This window comes from Runella sp. R0.1_18, from assembly GCF_057652155.1.
Genome location: NZ_JBYFCK010000007.1, coordinates 45,066 through 61,164 on the forward strand (window position 1 = coordinate 45,066; position 16,099 = coordinate 61,164).

Below are 16,099 nucleotides of genomic sequence, written 5' to 3' on the forward strand. Positions count from 1 at the left end.
CTATGAATCGTCTCGTAAAGGATAATTTATTTCAGTTAAAAACAATTTTTCAGGCACACAAGGTTGAAAGAGCCTACGTGTTTGGCTCAGGAGCCACTGAAAACCTCAACGATGAGAGTGATATTGATTTTTTAATATCATTTGAAGAAGAAATTGAACCACTAGAAAAAGGAGAATTATGGTGGTCTCTGTATGATGCTTTAAAAGTAGTTCTCAAAAGGGAAGTTGATTTGTTGACAGAAAATTCGCTCAAAAATCCTTACTTTATCAAAGAAGTGTTGAACACGAGGGAATTAGTGTATGGACAATAAAATCAATTGAGCCAGTCAATATCTGGGCGATAATCATCAATTATCTTCCCATTTTAAAGGTAGAAGTACAGCAGTTATTGAACAGTTAAGAATCAATCATACAAAATGCAACTTTTAGACGGAAAGGCCCTGTCGGCGCAGGTAAAAGCCGAGATTAAAGTAGAAGTAGATAAAATCAAAGCGGAAGGCGGAAAAACGCCTCATTTGGCCGCGATTTTGGTAGGAAATAACGGCGCAAGCGAAACCTACGTAGCATCCAAAATCAAAAGCTGTGAAGAAGTTGGGTTTAAGTCAACACTCGTGCGTTTGCCCGAAACCACTTCAGAAGCGGAATTACTCACGCATATCGAAGCTCTCAACAACGATGCCGATATTGACGGTTTTATTGTGCAATTGCCGCTTCCTTCGCATATTTCAGAAAATACGGTGATGGAAGCAGTAGCCCCTGAAAAAGACGTGGACGGCTTTCATCCCATCAACGTCGGTCGGATGTGTAAGGGCTTACCTGCCTACATTTCGGCTACCCCGTTTGGGATTTTGGAGATGCTCAAGCGCTACAACATCGACACTGCTGGCAAGCACTGCGTAGTAGTAGGACGTAGCCAGATTGTGGGGCTTCCGATGAGTATTTTGATGCAACGTAATACCACCCCAGGTAACGCTACCGTGACGATTTGCCACAGCCGTACGCACAACTTAAAAGAGGTTTGTCAGAGTGCTGATATTTTGATTGCCGCCTTGGGACGTCCTGAGTTTATCACGGCTGATTACGTAAATGAAGGTGCTGTTGTGATTGACGTAGGTATTACCCGCGTGGTGGATGAATCTAAAAAAAGCGGCTTTGCCATTAAAGGCGATGTCAAATTTGATGAAGTAGCTCCCAAGTCAAGCTTTATTACTCCCGTACCAGGCGGAGTAGGGTTAATGACCATCTGTGGCTTGATGACCAATACCCTTTTGGCTTCCAAAAAAGCCATTTTTAAGTAAGGGTTGAGGATTGGTTAACGGTTAATTACTACAGATAACCGTTAACCAATCAACCAATAACAGCCCTTAGCTAGGCATATAATTCAAATCATTGTTTCGCTTGAGTTTGATGATACCCGTTGCGTTCAGGAATAAAATGAACGGATAGGTAGGGTCAAACTCATGCCATTTTACGCCAAAATTGGCCCTTCCTCCCAGTTTGTGGTGGTTGTTGTGGTACGATTCGCCCATCATCAAAAAGTCAAAAGGAAGGAGATTTCTGGCTGTATCGTTTACCTTGAAATTGGTATAACCGTATTTGTGCGCGTACCAATTGATGATGACGCCGTGGACAGGCCCCATCAAAAAGTGAATGGGCAACAACAAAAACATCCACCAAGCTGTCGCAAATTTGATGTAAAACAGCGTGTACAAAACTCCCCAACCGATACGAATAATCCAATAATCGCCAAGACGTTCCATGAACTGCCAATGGGGGACATCCTTCTTAAATTTGGCAGGAATTTGGTCTTCACGGTGCAAGATGTTGTTGTAATAATTCTTCGTTTTCCACATCATGTCAAAAAGACTCGACGAAAAACTCGGTGAGTGAGGGTCCTCTTCGGTGTCGGCGTAGGCATGGTGCAAGCGGTGCATCACCCCATACGCATACGGACTCAAAAACGAAGAGCCCTGAAAGATAAATGTAAGCGTGTAAAAGAATTTTTCCCAAAACGGGCTCATTGTAAACATTTTATGAGCAGCGTAACGGTGCAAGAAAAAGGTTTGCATCAAGAGAGACAAATACCAGTGGGCTACAAAAAACACAAGAATATACATAAACGGAAAAAATGAATTTAAACTACACTACCACAAAAGTATCGGGAGGGTTTGGAAGAAAAGATGAGAAAAATCAGGTTTCTTTGTTTTTTAAAACTTCTTGAAAAATGACATTCAACGATTTTAAACAAAGCCTTTCGTTGGCAGAGCCACCTGCTGATTGTCCAATTTTGGTGAGGGCCTTGTGGTATGATGCCATGGGGCAATGGGAGGAAGCGCATGACATTGCTCAAGCGAAAGAAGGTACGCGCGACTATGACCGCCTGCACGCGTATTTGCACCGCAGAGAAGGAGACCAATGGAACGCAGGCTACTGGTACCGTCGTGCCCGTGCCGAAATGCCGTCGTATTCATTGGAAAAAGAATGGGAAGAATTGGTAAAAATGTGGCTGTGAGTTAGAATGTCGAATGCAGAGTTTAGAATGTCGAATAGAAATGCCACATTCGACATTCTAAACTCTGCAATCAACATTAGCCTGTGCTTTTGGTTGCTCACAACCAGAAGAAGCGCTGTAGGTAAATGCAAGTAAAAAGATACTTTTGGAGAATAGAACCTATTGACCCACTTTTTTACCATTCATTTCCCATGAAGTATCTCTTTTTTTGTTTCGCTGTGCTCTTGTTTTCGGTATCTTTCTCAGGGTTTTCACAAGATAAAATTGGGATTGTCAAGCATAACCATTTAGCCCTTCAAGTGGCCGATTTGCAGGCGAGTGCGAAGTTTTATGGGGAAGTGTTGCAATTAGAACGCATTGAAGTGCCCGACAATTTAAAGGCGATTCGGGCGTGGTTTAAAATTGGCACTGACCAACAAATTCACCTGTTGGCAGGTCGTACACAACCCGTAGTTAACGACCGAAACGGTAGTCATTTTGCCATTTTTGTGGCCTCAATGGAAAAGGCAGAGGCGTACCTAACGCGGCTTAAGCTCCCTTTTCACAAACAAACGCGCTTCGATGGAGTGATTCAAATTTATGTACCCGACCCTGATGGCTATTTGGTCGAACTCAATGAGTGGAAACCCTAGGGGAATGTCGAGGGGCGAGTGCAAAATGTCGAATGTGCTTCAGGTTTCTCAAAACCTGAACGCCTTTACAGCTTATTTCCTCGCATAAAAATACAAGTTGACCGATGGGACATTTCGGCGTTCGCTGAGGGTAAAGTAGCCTTTATTGTTGATGTCAAAACAAACCGCTTCGCCTTGAGGTTCAAAAATGTACGGCAAGCTTTTGGTAGGGGCGCGAAGCAGCACTTCGCCTACAGTTTCGGTAGCTTTACGTTTCCAATAATAAATGGCGGTATAGCCCCGTACGATTACTTCGGTACCAATGGTTGAAATGGCCCCGCCCGTTAAATCTGCTCCGACGGTCATTTCTCCTACTTTTTCGGCAGTGATAACTTCTGTAGTAGATTGGGGGTAAGCCAAGCGATACACACGGGCGTTGGTAAGCCACTTGGTGACGACGTAAATATCTTTTGTCAAAGGGTCAAGCAGTAACGTTTCGGCATCATAAGCCCCATCGGGAAAGCGAAAACGAATCCAATCAAAATTAGTGATTGTAGAAGTAAATGTACTAGGCTCAGGAAAACGGTAGATTTGTTTGATGTCTCTAACGTTGCCATTGTCACCGATGTCAGCTAGATAAATGTAGGATTCATTGGCGTCGGGGCCTGGGCCTACTGCCATGTCTTCCCAGTCGTAATTGATAAATGGCGTGGTGTAAGTAGCGACAATTTTACCCTGACGATCAAGTAAATAAATGCGGTCAGGCGAGGCGGCATCTTCGTGCGTCCAAAGAAAACCTGGTTGTTTTTTGCTATCGGCCAATCCTGACGCTTCGTCAAGCTCCTCGGCGGGTGAGACAGGGTTAGCGGTGGGAGTATCCGAAAAAACATCGGACAGCTCCGTAGGCTCGCCAGGCGTAGGTGTCGGTTTTTCGCACGAAATCATTAAAAAGGCGCAGATACTTACTAAATAACAAAGTTTATTCACGGCAGTTGTTTTCAAAGTTTTGTAATAACCAACTCTACGCGGCGGTTGAGTTGGCGAGTTTCCTCACGGTTGTTGTTGGCAATCGGCCGACTTGACCCAAACCCTTTCCCCGTAATTCGATTCGCGGCAATTCCTTTTTTTACCAAAAATGCCTTCACCACTTCAACCCGCTGACGAGACAAGGCTAGGTTCAAATCAAAATCGCCACGGTTGTCGGTGTGGCCTTGGAGTTCGATGTGAGCCGTTGGATGTTCTTGCATAAATTTGACCAAGTTATCCAATTCTGCATTCGACTCTGGCAGCAATTCGGGCTTGCTTTGGGCAAAACGTAGGTTCTGCAATACGATTGCTTTCCCAACTGAAACGTTTTTGTTGTCTAGTGAAGTATAGTTTTTGGGAGTTTCGGGCGCATTTTCTTTGGGAGTTTCTTTTGGAAGAGGCGGAGAAACCACGGGCTGAGGGGCAACGGGAGTAGGGGCGTTTACAACCAAGGGTTGGCTGATTTTTTCTTCAAGCAGCTGAAAATCACGCTTGATGCTAGCGGGGTCAACCACGTAGTCGTACAATTTAATCATCGCTACAGCTCCGTCACTGGCTTCGTCTTTGACGATAAGGTCATCAAAGAAAAAGTTGAGTACGCCGTCTTCGTCGATGATGCCTTGGGAAAAACGGTCAGTAAATTCAACTTTCGACTCCCCGTCCACGTACATTTTAAGCTGGTTCGTTCTGGCATCCCGTGCCACCACGTAGTGGGTATATTCGTTGGGGTTGACGGGGGCTTTGGTGCCTACGGCAAAATTGTAAAAATTGAGCTTGCCGTAGAAGATATAGCATCCATTATCAGATTTACGATTTTTAAAATCAATGACTCGTTTCCAGCTGTCCAAGGTGGTAAATCGGAAGTAAATCTCAATGGTATATGAACCGCTCAGGAAACCATTGGCGGCACGGTTGTCAAACTGTAAACCACAGTTTTTGTCGAATACATAAACGGTACGTTGGAGGTTTTTGAGTTCGGGAAGTTTTTCGTTTTGAAATGTACCTTCTTGACCCAACACCTTGAGTTTTGGGAATTTACCTGATTCTTCTTCAAACGAGTTTTCAAAACGATAAACGGCAGTCCTCTGAGCTTGCACGCTCGACAACAACGCAACAATACACCATAAACACAGGATAGTGAAACGCATGGGCTAGAGTGGAAAGGGTGAATATTATGCCAAAAGTAGTGAAACTGATTTGTTTTTTGCTAATGTCTAGTATATATAAATTATAGTATTTTAGTAGAGTACAATTTGTCTATTGAATTAGTTTTTGCTAAAATGACATACTTTGTGTATAATATGGTGAATGAAAATTATTTTATAAATAATTTTCATTTTATTAGTTTTTAACGATATCCTAAAGTTGGAATTATCTTATTAGGCGTTTATCCATTAAGTATTCGCCAATACTAGTTGAGAATCGAGAGATAGAGATTTTAGGAATAGTATTTAGGATACCAGATAAAAAGTCTATAACTTCATCAAATTCCTGGGTTGGAGGATGAAATATCCAATTTTTATAATTAATGTCGTAATACCAATAACCTTGCCCAATAATACATATAGCTTTTATAATAGGGCAATTTAAAGCATATTTGTCATGTTCAATATATCTGTCTATTTCGGTTTTATTAGTGCCTGATAAGTCTGAACTAAATGCAAAGTAAACAGGAATGATATTTTTAACACCTATATTATGATAATCTCTAGAAAATTGTAAATTATTGATGAGATAATCAGTTTTAGAAATAGCATCCTTTATATTCTTTACTGAACTAGTACTTTTAACTTCTATAGTATATAGACAGCTTTCAATTGGGAATAGTCCATTAAAATCATTGTAAAATAAAGGAGGTAAAATATTTTTATTGTAGATTATTAAATCAGTCTCGTGAGATTGACTAGAATTACTATCTATTATTTTCCCTGTCCCAATAGCTATTGAGTCGATAAGTAAAGGCTTGAAAAGATTATTTAATGCAATTTCTCTAATTCTACCCTGAAGCCCCGAATGATTAATATTGTTTGAGTTTTTATATTCTTCATAAGCAAATCTTATTGAAGATATAAGCCGATTTCTGTATGAATCGTTTGCCATATTATTGAAGTTTATTGTAAAGAAATGAATAGATGTTAGGGTTATATTTTATTCGTGTATTTGGTTTTAATTTGTAGTATTTTAAAAATATTACAAGTTTTGTGGGCCATTTTGCAACATATTTATTGTAAATATATAACAAATGTGTTGTATCCGAAAGTTCTTTGTTCTTAATTTGATGCATTAACTCAATCTTTTATTATGAAACCTGCCTCAACCCTTGAAGTGTGGCTACGTGGGCCATTACCCGAAATTCCCGCTTTACTACAACCCGTTGCCCATGCGCTTCTACAGGCCCGTGAAGAGGTTGAAAAAATGGGCACTGATTTTGCCAATGAAAAATTATGGGAGCGTCCTTCCGAAATGGCTTCGGTAGGGTTTCATTTACAGCACCTTACGGGGGTATTGGATCGACTTTTTACGTACGCCAAAGGCGAAATGCTTAATCCTTCGCAACTCGAATGGCTGGCCAATGAAGGAAAACCGCAGGCTGGGCAAGCGTCGTTTGAAGAGCTTTTTCAGCATTTTAGCCGACAAATCGACAAAGCCCTTACCCAACTGATTGCTACCGACGAAGCTACCTTGCTCGAACAACGTGGGGTAGGACGGGCGCAAATTCCATCGACGGTGCTTGGGCTTCTTTTCCACGCCGCCGAACACACGCAGCGGCACGTCGGCCAATTGCTCGTGACAGTGGCGGTGGTTAAGGGTTGATTGAGTTTCGGGTTTAATGTTTCCAGTTTTTAACTCCTATTTGTTACATCGGGCGGTTTGTGAGCAACCCTTGGCACACTACTCGAATAAATAAGTGTCGAATGCAGAGTGCAGAATGTCAAATTCAAATTGTCGAATGCAGAATGTCGAGTAGAAAAACTCTGTCGTGTAGAGGGTTGTTCTCGACATTTACCTACTATTCGACATTCTGCACTCTACCTTCGACATTCTTAAAATAGTTTCATGTGCAAAATCGGATAGGGTTTGCCCAAGCCATCGGTTTCGGAGCGGCTAATGACTTGAAACCCCATGCGTTCGTAAAAACCTACTGCTTGCGGATTTTGCTCGTTGACATCGACTCGTTTTACACCTAAGTCCTTGACGGCGTGAGCAACAAACACTTTGCCCAAGCCTTGCCCGCGAGCGTTGGGATGGATGAAAAGCATTTCGAGACTATCGTCGTGTACACCCATAAAACCCACAATAGCTCCCTCCAAATTACGAATACATTCCAAGTGTACGGCTTTGAGGTACTCGTTGAGAATCAGCGGCTTGAAGTATTGAATGTCAGATTCTGGTAAAAAATGATGCGTGGCACGTACCGAGGCTTCCCATACTTCGACGATTTCGGCAAAATCGGATGGTTGCGCTAATTCAATAGTAACAGGGTTTGAAAAGGAAAGCATACAAATCGAATGTGTTTTTTATAAAAGTACGACTATTTTTGCAGCTTATCTTTTCTGTTCCTAACCACTTCGTCTCACTTATGCGTCTGTTCGTTTTTCTCTTGTTTTTAGTGGCAATATCATCGCGGGCTCAATTAACGGCTCCTTCCCTGAAAATCAGCTGGGAAATTGTGGAAAATAACCACAAAGGTAAAACCGCTTCGTTGACTTCGTTTACGTTTACAAATACGTCTAAAAAAGCCCTTCCCAAATCGGGTTGGAGTTTGTTTTTTAATAACGTTCGTACCATTGACACCACCGTTTCTCCCGATTTTACCATTCGGCATATCAACGGTGACTTGTTTCAATTGGTGCCTACGGCGGCGTTTCAGGGGCTAAAAGCGGGGGCTTCTACCGTGGTTTCGTTTATTTCGTCGGCGTGGGTGGTCAACTTTACCGATGCACCTGCGGGTTTGTATTGGGTGTGGGATCAACAGCCCGAACGCGGTTACCCATTGACCGATTATTCCATAAAGCCTTCTACCCAACCCCGTCAATACCAGCGTTTTGCAGGAGATAAATTAGGGCTCATTACGCCCGAGATGATTTACAATCAAAACAAAGCGACGGAAGAAATATCCGAAAAAGAGTTGCCGAAAATTCTGCCAAGTCCGCAACAATACCGTGAGCGAGGTGGCCCGTTTGTCATTTCTGCTCAAACCGTCCTTTCTGTTCCTGACAAATTTCGTAATGAAGCTAGTTATTTGGGTAGTCAACTTTCTTCCATTTTGGGAGCACCCTTGGCGTTTTCGACCGAAAAACTAACGACAGGGATTGTATTCAAGGAAGAAACGATGCCCAGCGAAGCTTACCGACTGGTCGTGAACCCGAACGGGATTGAAATCATTGCTGCCGATCCTGCGGGTGCTTTTTATGGCGTACAGTCGTTGTTGGCGCTGTTACCACCGACTGCCTGGGGCAAAACCCAGCCAAGTTTGTTGGTAACGGGCGTAGAAGTGAGCGACCAGCCGCGTTTTGGACACCGTGCGATTATGCTCGATGTAGCTCGGAATTTCCACTCAAAAGCACAAGTGATGAAGTTGCTCGATTTGATGGCTTCCTACAAACTTAACGTGCTGCATTTGCATTTTTCGGACGATGAAGGTTGGCGTTTGGAAATCCCGTCGTTGCCCGAACTGACACAAATTGGGGCAGTGCGCGGCCACGGAACCGATCCGCTCAAACTGCTTCAACCTGCATTTGGCTCAGGTCCTGATGCTTCCCAAAACGCAGGCACGGGCTATTATAGCCGCCAAGATTTCTTAGAACTGTTGCGCTATGCCACGACTCGTCACATCAAAGTAATCCCCGAAATTGAAGCACCAGGTCATGCCCGCGCGGCCGTGGTCGCCATGAAAGCGCGTTATTCGCAAAAAATGGCACAAGGGCAAAAAGAGGAAGCCGAAAAATACCTCCTTCACGACCCGTCCGATCGCTCAGTATATCGTTCGGTGCAGTCATGGAACGACAACGTGATGAACGTAGCGATGCCCTCGACTTACCGTTTTTTGGAAAAAGTGACCGACGAAATTGTGGCCATGTACCGTGATGCCAACGCGCCTTTGGAAACGATTCATTATGGTGGCGACGAAGTGCCAGGAGGGGTATGGACGCAATCGCCTGCGGTACAGCAGTTGCGTCGTGACAATCCGAGTATTCAATCAACCGACGACCTTTGGTACTATTTCTACGGAAAAGTGATTGATATAGCCCAAAAACGCGGTCTTTATGTCTATGGTTGGGAAGAAGTAGCCATGCGCAAAACCATGCTCGATGGTAAAAATCACGTCATCCCCAATCCTGATTTTGTGGGAAAAGGGGTGCAGGTGGACGTGTGGAACAATGTGTTGGGCTGGGGCGCCGAAGACTTGGCCTATCGCCTTGCCAATGCGGGCTACAAAGTGGTGCTTTCGTGCGTTACGCACCAGTATTTTGACATGGCCTATTACAAGTCGTTTGATGAGCCTGGGTATTATTGGGGCGCTTATACTGATGTTGATAAGCCGTTTTCATTTATTCCTTACGACTATTTTAAAAACTCAAAAGAAGACCGTTTGGGCAATCCCCTCGACCGTTCGATTTTTAATGGGAAAGAGCGTTTGACTGAATATGGAAAACAAAATATCGTAGGGATTCAGGGATTGTTGTGGAGCGAAACCGTCAATTCGCCCGAACGGATGGAGTACATGATGTTGCCAAAACTGCTTGGAATGGCCGAACGAGCATGGGCACTATCGCCAACTTGGGCGGAGAAAAACGACGATAAAGCCTATCAGAAAGCGTGGTCGGTGTTTGCCAATCAGCTCGGCAAGCGAGAGTTGCCACGGTTGGATTATAAATCGGGCGGGTATGCGTATCGCATCCCAACGGCAGGGGCCGTGATTGAAAATAACCAAGTAAAAGCCAATGTTCAATTGCCAGGATTGACGATTCGCTATACTACCGATGGCACCGAGCCGACGGCAACCAGTACGGTGTATAGCCAGCCTTTGCCCGTGAGTAAAACCCTTAAATTGAAAGTATTTACCGCCAGTGGACGTGCCAGCCGTACGGTGGATGTGAATCCGTAAATGTTACTTGTACATCTCAACGCAGTCGAAAAGGCTTGATGGTTCAGGTTGAACGCATTAAAAAAAGTAGCCTCAGCGAGGCTAAATCTTAGTAGAAAAGGAAGGAGAACGACGATTCCAAAGCCCCATCGGGGTGATATCTTTCACCGAGCGTCGGTCGCCCCGATAGGGATTTGAGGGGATTAGATTCACTTTTCTACTAAGATGTAGCTCCTTTAGAGCAATGAATAGCCACTCCAGATTTTAATGCGTTCAACCTGATTGTATTACTACTTTTGTTTAAACAAAAGTCACAAAAAAGCTGATTTAAAACATACTTTTACCCCCTATTCAACCGCGTCACTCCCAAATACAGCGGATAACTCAACACTAAAAACACAACGGCATAAACACTGCTGCCAGGGTCTTGGAAGCCCGCACCAATCAGAAAGGCCACCGAGGCTATAAGGACAATCCACGGCACGACGGGGAAGCCTGGGACTTTCCACGGACGGGGGATGTTGGGTTCGGATTTTCGGAGATACAACAGCGAAGCAAATCCTGAGGTGTAGCCAATCACGAAGAAAAACGTGGCGATATCAGAGAGCTTTCCGCTGGCTTCTTTTCCGCTCAGGATAAACACAATGGCCATTGCGACCGACAATGGCATGGCAATGCTGGGCGTACCGCCTGCATTGACCCGTGTTCCTTGGCGTATAAACAGCCCATCGCGACTCATCGAATACAGCACGCGGGGGTTAAACATCACTTGCGCATTGACAATTCCTAAAATCGAAATCATCAAGAAAAACGTCACTATCTTACCCGATTGTTCTCCAAAAATCATTGTAATAGCATCGGCGGCGGCGAGTTTGGACTGCTGTAAGACAGGCATGGGCAAAATGTATAAAATGGCTGCGTTGACCAATAAATAAATCACGACAATCAGCAATAGCCCTCCAATCATCGACTTGGGTAAGTTACGCGCAGGGTCGGCGTCTTCTTCGGCAAAATAGGCCGCCGTGTGCCAGCCGTCGAAGGTGTAAAATATAGCCTGTAAAGCAAAAATCAACGACCCAATCAACGAGCCTTTGGCGACGGCGTTGGTGGTAGTTTCGACGACTTGGGTGGTAGAAACATCGTTGCCATACACAAAACAAATCACCACAAAGCCAAATAGCCCAACGGCTTTGGCAACACTCATGATTTCCTGTGCGCGGCTGGCGGTGCGCAGTCCCACCCAATGCAAAAGACCCAAGCCAATGAGAATGGCGGTGGCCATGTAGCTTTCATAACCCGCCGTAGAGGGGAGAAGTAAGGCAATGTATTCGCTCATGGTAAATGCTCCAAAGGCTGTAGCCGCCGAAGTCCCCAGCCAACTGTTGAACCCCACCACAAACCCTGCGTATCCTCCAAAAGCCCGCCGTGCATATACGTACCAAGCCCCTGCTTTTGGGAAAGTTACTCCTAACTCAATGGTACATAAGACACCCAAAAGTGCATAGACGCTCACCAATATCCACACCCCCATGATAAGCCACGGGTCGCCAAGGGCTTGGGCGATGGGGCCTGGTTTTCGCAAAATTCCTGTTCCGATGGTTCCACCAATGGTTACGGCAATGCCGAAGCCTACGCCAAGAATTTTAAGCAGCTGATTGTCTTTAGGTTGGGTGTCTGTTGATTGCATTTTAATGAGGTTTAGGAAATTCCTTTCATTATTGTAGATACAACAACGAAAAGGAGAGTGGGCAGCCGTTGCTAAATTGGCAAAAAAAGGTCAATAAGCCTAATTTTTGGCGTCTTTTGACATTTGCGGGACACTACTTCTGAACAAAGAATCATTATCTTTGATACCATGTCTATTCCTAAACCCCTTTGTTATTATGGAAACTCTTCACCAGTTTTTAAACAGAATTGCCAATCTTAAAACCTTTTTTGTGCTTTTGGTGGCGTATGTTGTATTCCCTGGGTATATTTTAAAAAACGCCGAAGCCAACATCAATCAGTTTGCGGGGAAACCCATTGGGCCTATTGACCTTACTTTTGGGTTAAATCCTTCCAAAACCTTAGAAATGGTAGCTGCGTATGGGGAGCAGGGACGCGCCTATTACGCACAAGGGGAAATGACAATAGATGTAATTTATCCCATTGTTTATACATTTTTATTCGCAGTTATTCTCACGCTGTTGTTTAGAAATAAGCCATATACTCCTTTTCGGTATGTCAATTTGCTTCCTTTTGTGACAATGCTGTTCGATTTTATAGAAAATGTGTTTATTGTAATGTTGTTATATCGTTATCCTGAGCAGTCGATGATTGTGGCGGTATTGTGCGAAATAGCTAAATTGTTGAAGTGGTTATCGCTGGTTCCAGTAGTATGTGCTGCGCTGTACGGCCTTTTCAAAAAAATACGTATTCCTAATTCTTAATAATATGACAAGTCAACAAACGCCCTCGGAAATTTATTCGTCATTAGAAATTACCATCAACCGTTATATCGCCTCGCTTGATAAATATACCAACGAACAATTTTTACACAAACCCGCCGAAGACGTATGGTCGCTTGGGCAGATGTACGAACACGTGTTGATGACGGCTAATTTTTCTTTTTTGGCCAATACCGTTCGGTGTTTGGAACAACGCAAAGGACAACTTGGGGGTGAACATAATGCTTACGGCGATAATGTATTCAAACACAATGGTTTTCCGCCCATCAAAGTAAAAGTGCCTGAGGGCCTTGGAAAAATAGAACTTATTCCAAAAACCCAAGACGAATACCGCGAGCAATTGAAGAAAGTCTTGAGCGATGCAAAAGCGCTGATTGAGCCCGTCACCAACGATGCGGGGGAGTACAAGTGCTACCATCCTGTTTTTGCGTGGCTCAATGCCCACGAGTGGTTTCACAACCTAGAGATGCACAGCCGCCACCACCTTCGGCAGCAAAAGGAATTGGAGGAAATAGTTTTACAGTCCTAAATGGGTTTCTTTCTAAGGTATTCTACCATGAGCTGACCTGCCCGTTCTGAAGCCCCTTTTTCTCCCAAAATGGCTTTCACTTGTCGATAGTCGTTGATTTGTTGGGTTCGTTTGAGGCCGTTGGGTAAAATTGCTTCTAGTTCGCTCGTAAGGTTTTTGGGGGTCAAATCATTTTGAATTAGCTCTTTAACGGCTTCCTTTTGCGCAATCAGATTGACCAACGAAATGTACGGAACCCGTATCAATCGCTTTGCAATGGCGTAGCTGACGCCCCCTGTTTTGTAACAAACTACCTGGGGTACTTCAAACAGCGCAGTTTCGAGTGTGGCAGTACCTGAGGTGACAAGCGCGGCCGTAGCGACCGAAAGTAAGTCGTAAGCGGAATCCGTAACGAGTCGTACTCCTTGTGCTACAAAGGGCGCATAAAGCGTTTGGGGAAGGTTACTAACGGCCGCAATCACAAATTGTGCATGGGGAAAGTGCGGCTTGGTTTGTACCATCAACGTAAGCATTTGTTCTACTTCTTGTTTTCGACTTCCTGGGAGCAGTGCCACAATGTGTTGGGTAGGGTCAAGCTGATGTTCGGCCAAAAAGGTTGGATTGGGCGTAAAATCGGCGATGGCATCAAAGAGCGGATTTCCTACATAGTCCACGTCGTAGTTGTATCGACGAAAAAACTCTTTTTCAAACGGAAAAATTACAAACAGACGATCTACGTCGCGTTTGAGCTTAAGGGCACGTTTTTGATTCCAAGCCCACACTTTGGGCGAAATGTAGTAAAACGTCCGAATGCCGTTTTCTTTAGCAAAACGAGCGATTCTCATATTGAAGCCTGCATAATCAATCAAAATCACGACATCGGGTCGATAAGCGAGCATATCGGCTTTGCATTTTTTCAGAAAACCCGAAATCGTACCCAGGTTTTTGGCCACCTCCCAAAAACCCATAAACGCCATGTCGGCGTAGTGAGTCACCAACTCAGCTCCTGCTTCTTGCATCATTTCTCCCCCCCAAACGCGACATTCGGCTTCCGAGTCGTGGCGGCGAATGGCCTTAATGAGGTTGCTACCGTGCAAATCGCCCGAGCGCTCTCCTGCTATCAGATAATATTTCATGGGCTGCTAGTTGACCAATTTGGTGGAAAGCGAATCAATCTGAATAGATTGTTTTAAATAACGCAAATCGTAGCCTGTTCCTTTCGGACTTAGCAGGCCGATGCGATAAGTATCAGGGGCAAAATTTTCGTTGTAAACCGTTAGCTCAAAACCAGGTTTATAGACCCGTGCCGAAGTGAAAAAAGCGCGTTTCCCACCTTGAATGGGTAAAGTAGGAAGCAAATAAGTTTTATTTTTTGCTGATTTTAGCACCAAAAACACGCCAATACCTTCGCCGAATTCAGGTTGAAGCACGTCTGCATTACTCAATGAAAACTGCGCAACTGTTTGAGGATGCCCAAAAAAATCAATGTTTTTTTGAGTGGTCGCAAGCGTTAGTTTCAAAGCGTCGCGCTGAGTAGTATCGGCGGGTAAACTGAGTAATTGTTCGGTAGCGGCACCGAGTGGAAAATTTTCAAAACGGTATATGCCTTTTTGGTAGGCGGAAAGCGTGAAAAAATCGGCCAATTGGCTCCGAAAGTGGGTGATAAGTTTGCGGTGCTGCCGCCAGTTATAGTGGTCTGCAATGAGGCTACGACGGCGTTCATCCATATCTCTTTGGTATTGATACAAACTCATGGTCATAAAAATACCTCCAAAAACAACTGCTATCCGAAACACCCAAGAAGGAGAAATGGACTTCCAACTCAGCAACGCTAGGTACGTAAGTGTCAATAAATGAAGTGGATACAAACTATACCGACTCGTGAAAACCGAATAAACGTCGCGTCCGCCTCTTGATACCGCAATGATGCCAATCGTCAGAATCGAGAACACAAAAACGCCTACCCAAAGATAGGGGCGACCCGAATGAGGGCGCTGAGGTGCCATAAATAGTTGATAAACAAGCCACAACGTGATACCTAGCAAACTCAACATGCCCACCAAAAACGAACCCCACAACAACCACTGAGGGTTACTGCCTTTGAAAGCCGCCATCCAGCCACCCGACAACGCCGCAAAACTTACCAGAAGATTCCCGACAAATTCGCCTGTGAAGGCCACCTTAGTCGCTTGTCCTACTTGATAGTTAAGAAAATAAGCCAATAAGGAGGCAATCATTCCGATGGTCCAGAGGGCACTTTTTTTCCAGTCTTGGGTCAAAAGCAAAACCGCTAACCCCGCAGGAAAAACCAAGAATCCATTTCCATTGGTAAAAGTAGCCGCAAACCCAACGACCAAAGCCGCCCCAAAAGCCCAAGGGTTAGTGGAATAAGAAAGTAGCGCTAAGGTGCCGAATACCAGCAGGTTGAGGGTAGTATGCTGCATCCCATTAATCCCCCAAAGCGTAACATCAAACACAAAGGGGGTGAGGTACCACAACAACACTGGTAAAAAGAACCAAGCATTGAGTCCACGTTTGAGAAAACTCAAAAACCAAAATCCCAAAATCCCCAACAAACTCAGATTGACTACCCCAATCAGCGTTCGATAATTGATAAATCCTTCTACGGCATAGTCTGTCAGCGCAATGGAGCGCGGAATAAGAATACGGTGGTCATTTTCAGGTTCTAAAAGCAGTTTGATTTTCTGCCACCAACTGAATTCCTGTGTCAAAAGCGTATATTTTACCCGAACCAAATCATAGTCGTCAGTAATAGGAATATTGACAGCGTACAAATTGATATACCACAGGTAGCTTCCGATGATTAGGAATACAAGTAGCCAGAAAAAAAGCCCGATACGTGGTTGATTCACAATGATTTTTGGGGATTGGAACGCGAATATCGTT

General features: G+C 44.3%; 16 protein-coding genes. 8 read left to right on the top strand and 8 right to left on the bottom strand.

Features of this window, described 5'->3' with window-relative positions; translation table 11 throughout:
• The first annotated feature begins 2 nt into the window (after window positions 1–2).
• Both AC23P2_RS14040 and AC23P2_RS14045 read left to right on the top strand, forming a co-directional pair.
• Window positions 3–311 carry a nucleotidyltransferase family protein gene (locus AC23P2_RS14040; protein WP_487773791.1) on the top strand — a complete coding sequence of 103 codons (309 nt, stop codon included), beginning with the start codon at window positions 3–5 and terminating at the stop codon, window positions 309–311.
• A gap of 105 nt (window positions 312–416) precedes the next feature.
• A complete protein-coding gene (locus AC23P2_RS14045) occupies window positions 417–1,298 on the top strand; it encodes a bifunctional 5,10-methylenetetrahydrofolate dehydrogenase/5,10-methenyltetrahydrofolate cyclohydrolase (RefSeq protein WP_487773792.1) in 882 nt (293 codons plus the stop codon).
• Between the two features lie 66 nt (window positions 1,299–1,364).
• Here AC23P2_RS14045 and AC23P2_RS14050 read toward each other — a convergent pair whose 3' ends face one another.
• Complete coding sequence (locus AC23P2_RS14050; protein ID WP_487773793.1) at window positions 1,365–2,117, bottom strand: acyl-CoA desaturase; 753 nt, start codon at window positions 2,115–2,117, stop codon at window positions 1,365–1,367.
• 107 nt (window positions 2,118–2,224) lie between these two features.
• Here AC23P2_RS14050 and AC23P2_RS14055 point away from each other — a divergent pair, with 107 nt between their 5' ends.
• Both AC23P2_RS14055 and AC23P2_RS14060 read left to right on the top strand, forming a co-directional pair.
• Window positions 2,225–2,512 carry a hypothetical protein gene (locus AC23P2_RS14055; protein ID WP_487773794.1) on the top strand — a complete coding sequence of 96 codons (288 nt, stop codon included), beginning with the start codon at window positions 2,225–2,227 and terminating at the stop codon, window positions 2,510–2,512.
• 191 nt (window positions 2,513–2,703) lie between these two features.
• Window positions 2,704–3,144, top strand: coding sequence for a VOC family protein (locus AC23P2_RS14060; RefSeq protein ID WP_487773795.1), 441 nt, complete (start codon window positions 2,704–2,706; stop codon window positions 3,142–3,144).
• A gap of 72 nt (window positions 3,145–3,216) precedes the next feature.
• On the opposite strand, the gene AC23P2_RS14065 is transcribed toward AC23P2_RS14060, so the two are convergent.
• The 3 genes from AC23P2_RS14065 to AC23P2_RS14075 form a co-directional block, all read right to left on the bottom strand.
• Entirely contained in the window at window positions 3,217–4,125 is a 909-nt protein-coding gene (locus AC23P2_RS14065; protein ID WP_487773796.1) for a PE-PGRS family protein, read from the bottom strand.
• Window positions 4,122–5,297, bottom strand: a complete 1,176-nt coding sequence (locus AC23P2_RS14070) for an OmpA family protein (protein WP_487773797.1) — start codon at window positions 5,295–5,297, stop codon at window positions 4,122–4,124. Before AC23P2_RS14070 ends, AC23P2_RS14065 begins: the two co-directional genes overlap by 4 nt.
• A 223-nt stretch (window positions 5,298–5,520) precedes the next feature.
• Window positions 5,521–6,249, bottom strand: a complete 729-nt coding sequence (locus AC23P2_RS14075) for a DUF6602 domain-containing protein (protein WP_487773798.1) — start codon at window positions 6,247–6,249, stop codon at window positions 5,521–5,523.
• Window positions 6,250–6,450: 201 nt separating this feature from the next.
• On the opposite strand from AC23P2_RS14075, the gene AC23P2_RS14080 reads away from it, so the two are divergent.
• The gene (locus tag AC23P2_RS14080; RefSeq protein WP_487773799.1) at window positions 6,451–6,963 is read left to right on the top strand and encodes a DinB family protein; all 513 of its coding nucleotides are present in this window, start codon (window positions 6,451–6,453) and stop codon (window positions 6,961–6,963) included.
• A 230-nt stretch (window positions 6,964–7,193) separates the two neighbouring features.
• Here AC23P2_RS14080 and AC23P2_RS14085 read toward each other — a convergent pair whose 3' ends face one another.
• The gene (locus AC23P2_RS14085) at window positions 7,194–7,649 is read right to left on the bottom strand and encodes an acetyltransferase (protein WP_487773800.1); all 456 of its coding nucleotides are present in this window, start codon (window positions 7,647–7,649) and stop codon (window positions 7,194–7,196) included.
• Between the two features lie 80 nt (window positions 7,650–7,729).
• Between AC23P2_RS14085 and AC23P2_RS14090 the strand changes: the two genes are divergently transcribed.
• On the top strand, window positions 7,730–10,258 hold the full coding sequence (locus AC23P2_RS14090; RefSeq protein WP_487773801.1) for a family 20 glycosylhydrolase: 2,529 nt from the start codon (window positions 7,730–7,732) through the stop codon (window positions 10,256–10,258).
• Between the two features lie 319 nt (window positions 10,259–10,577).
• Here AC23P2_RS14090 and AC23P2_RS14095 read toward each other — a convergent pair whose 3' ends face one another.
• Window positions 10,578–11,924: an APC family permease gene (locus AC23P2_RS14095; protein WP_487773802.1), complete on the bottom strand. Its 1,347-nt coding sequence runs from the start codon at window positions 11,922–11,924 to the stop codon at window positions 10,578–10,580.
• Window positions 11,925–12,120: 196 nt separating this feature from the next.
• Between AC23P2_RS14095 and AC23P2_RS14100 the strand changes: the two genes are divergently transcribed.
• Entirely contained in the window at window positions 12,121–12,666 is a 546-nt protein-coding gene (locus tag AC23P2_RS14100; RefSeq protein WP_487773803.1) for a hypothetical protein, read from the top strand.
• Window positions 12,667–12,670: 4 nt separating this feature from the next.
• Window positions 12,671–13,213, top strand: a complete 543-nt coding sequence (locus tag AC23P2_RS14105) for a DinB family protein (RefSeq protein WP_487773804.1) — start codon at window positions 12,671–12,673, stop codon at window positions 13,211–13,213.
• Here the strand turns inward: AC23P2_RS14105 and lpxB are convergent.
• Window positions 13,210–14,328 carry a lipid-A-disaccharide synthase gene (lpxB, locus tag AC23P2_RS14110; protein ID WP_487773805.1) on the bottom strand — a complete coding sequence of 373 codons (1,119 nt, stop codon included), beginning with the start codon at window positions 14,326–14,328 and terminating at the stop codon, window positions 13,210–13,212. The genes AC23P2_RS14105 and lpxB overlap by 4 nt on opposite strands.
• Before the next feature lie 6 nt (window positions 14,329–14,334).
• The gene (locus tag AC23P2_RS14115) at window positions 14,335–16,065 is read right to left on the bottom strand and encodes a hypothetical protein (RefSeq protein WP_487773806.1); all 1,731 of its coding nucleotides are present in this window, start codon (window positions 16,063–16,065) and stop codon (window positions 14,335–14,337) included.
• Window positions 16,066–16,099 lie beyond the last annotated feature (34 nt).

What these genes read in the sequence shown, in the direction of transcription:
- AC23P2_RS14090 (WP_487773801.1), top strand. Translation starts at nt 7,730, where the DNA reads ATGCGTCTGTTCGTTTTTCTCTTGTTTTTAGTGGCAATATCATCGCGG.
- AC23P2_RS14080 (WP_487773799.1), top strand. Translation starts at nt 6,451, where the DNA reads ATGAAACCTGCCTCAACCCTTGAAGTGTGGCTACGTGGGCCATTACCC.
- AC23P2_RS14085 (WP_487773800.1), bottom strand. Translation starts at nt 7,649, where the DNA reads ATGCTTTCCTTTTCAAACCCTGTTACTATTGAATTAGCGCAACCATCC.
- lpxB (WP_487773805.1), bottom strand. Translation starts at nt 14,328, where the DNA reads ATGAAATATTATCTGATAGCAGGAGAGCGCTCGGGCGATTTGCACGGT.
- AC23P2_RS14095 (WP_487773802.1), bottom strand. Translation starts at nt 11,924, where the DNA reads ATGCAATCAACAGACACCCAACCTAAAGACAATCAGCTGCTTAAAATT.
- AC23P2_RS14050 (WP_487773793.1), bottom strand. Translation starts at nt 2,117, where the DNA reads ATGTATATTCTTGTGTTTTTTGTAGCCCACTGGTATTTGTCTCTCTTG.
- AC23P2_RS14075 (WP_487773798.1), bottom strand. Translation starts at nt 6,249, where the DNA reads ATGGCAAACGATTCATACAGAAATCGGCTTATATCTTCAATAAGATTT.
- AC23P2_RS14060 (WP_487773795.1), top strand. Translation starts at nt 2,704, where the DNA reads ATGAAGTATCTCTTTTTTTGTTTCGCTGTGCTCTTGTTTTCGGTATCT.
- AC23P2_RS14070 (WP_487773797.1), bottom strand. Translation starts at nt 5,297, where the DNA reads ATGCGTTTCACTATCCTGTGTTTATGGTGTATTGTTGCGTTGTTGTCG.
- AC23P2_RS14105 (WP_487773804.1), top strand. Translation starts at nt 12,671, where the DNA reads ATGACAAGTCAACAAACGCCCTCGGAAATTTATTCGTCATTAGAAATT.
- AC23P2_RS14040 (WP_487773791.1), top strand. Translation starts at nt 3, where the DNA reads ATGAATCGTCTCGTAAAGGATAATTTATTTCAGTTAAAAACAATTTTT.
- AC23P2_RS14100 (WP_487773803.1), top strand. Translation starts at nt 12,121, where the DNA reads ATGGAAACTCTTCACCAGTTTTTAAACAGAATTGCCAATCTTAAAACC.
- AC23P2_RS14055 (WP_487773794.1), top strand. Translation starts at nt 2,225, where the DNA reads ATGACATTCAACGATTTTAAACAAAGCCTTTCGTTGGCAGAGCCACCT.
- AC23P2_RS14045 (WP_487773792.1), top strand. Translation starts at nt 417, where the DNA reads ATGCAACTTTTAGACGGAAAGGCCCTGTCGGCGCAGGTAAAAGCCGAG.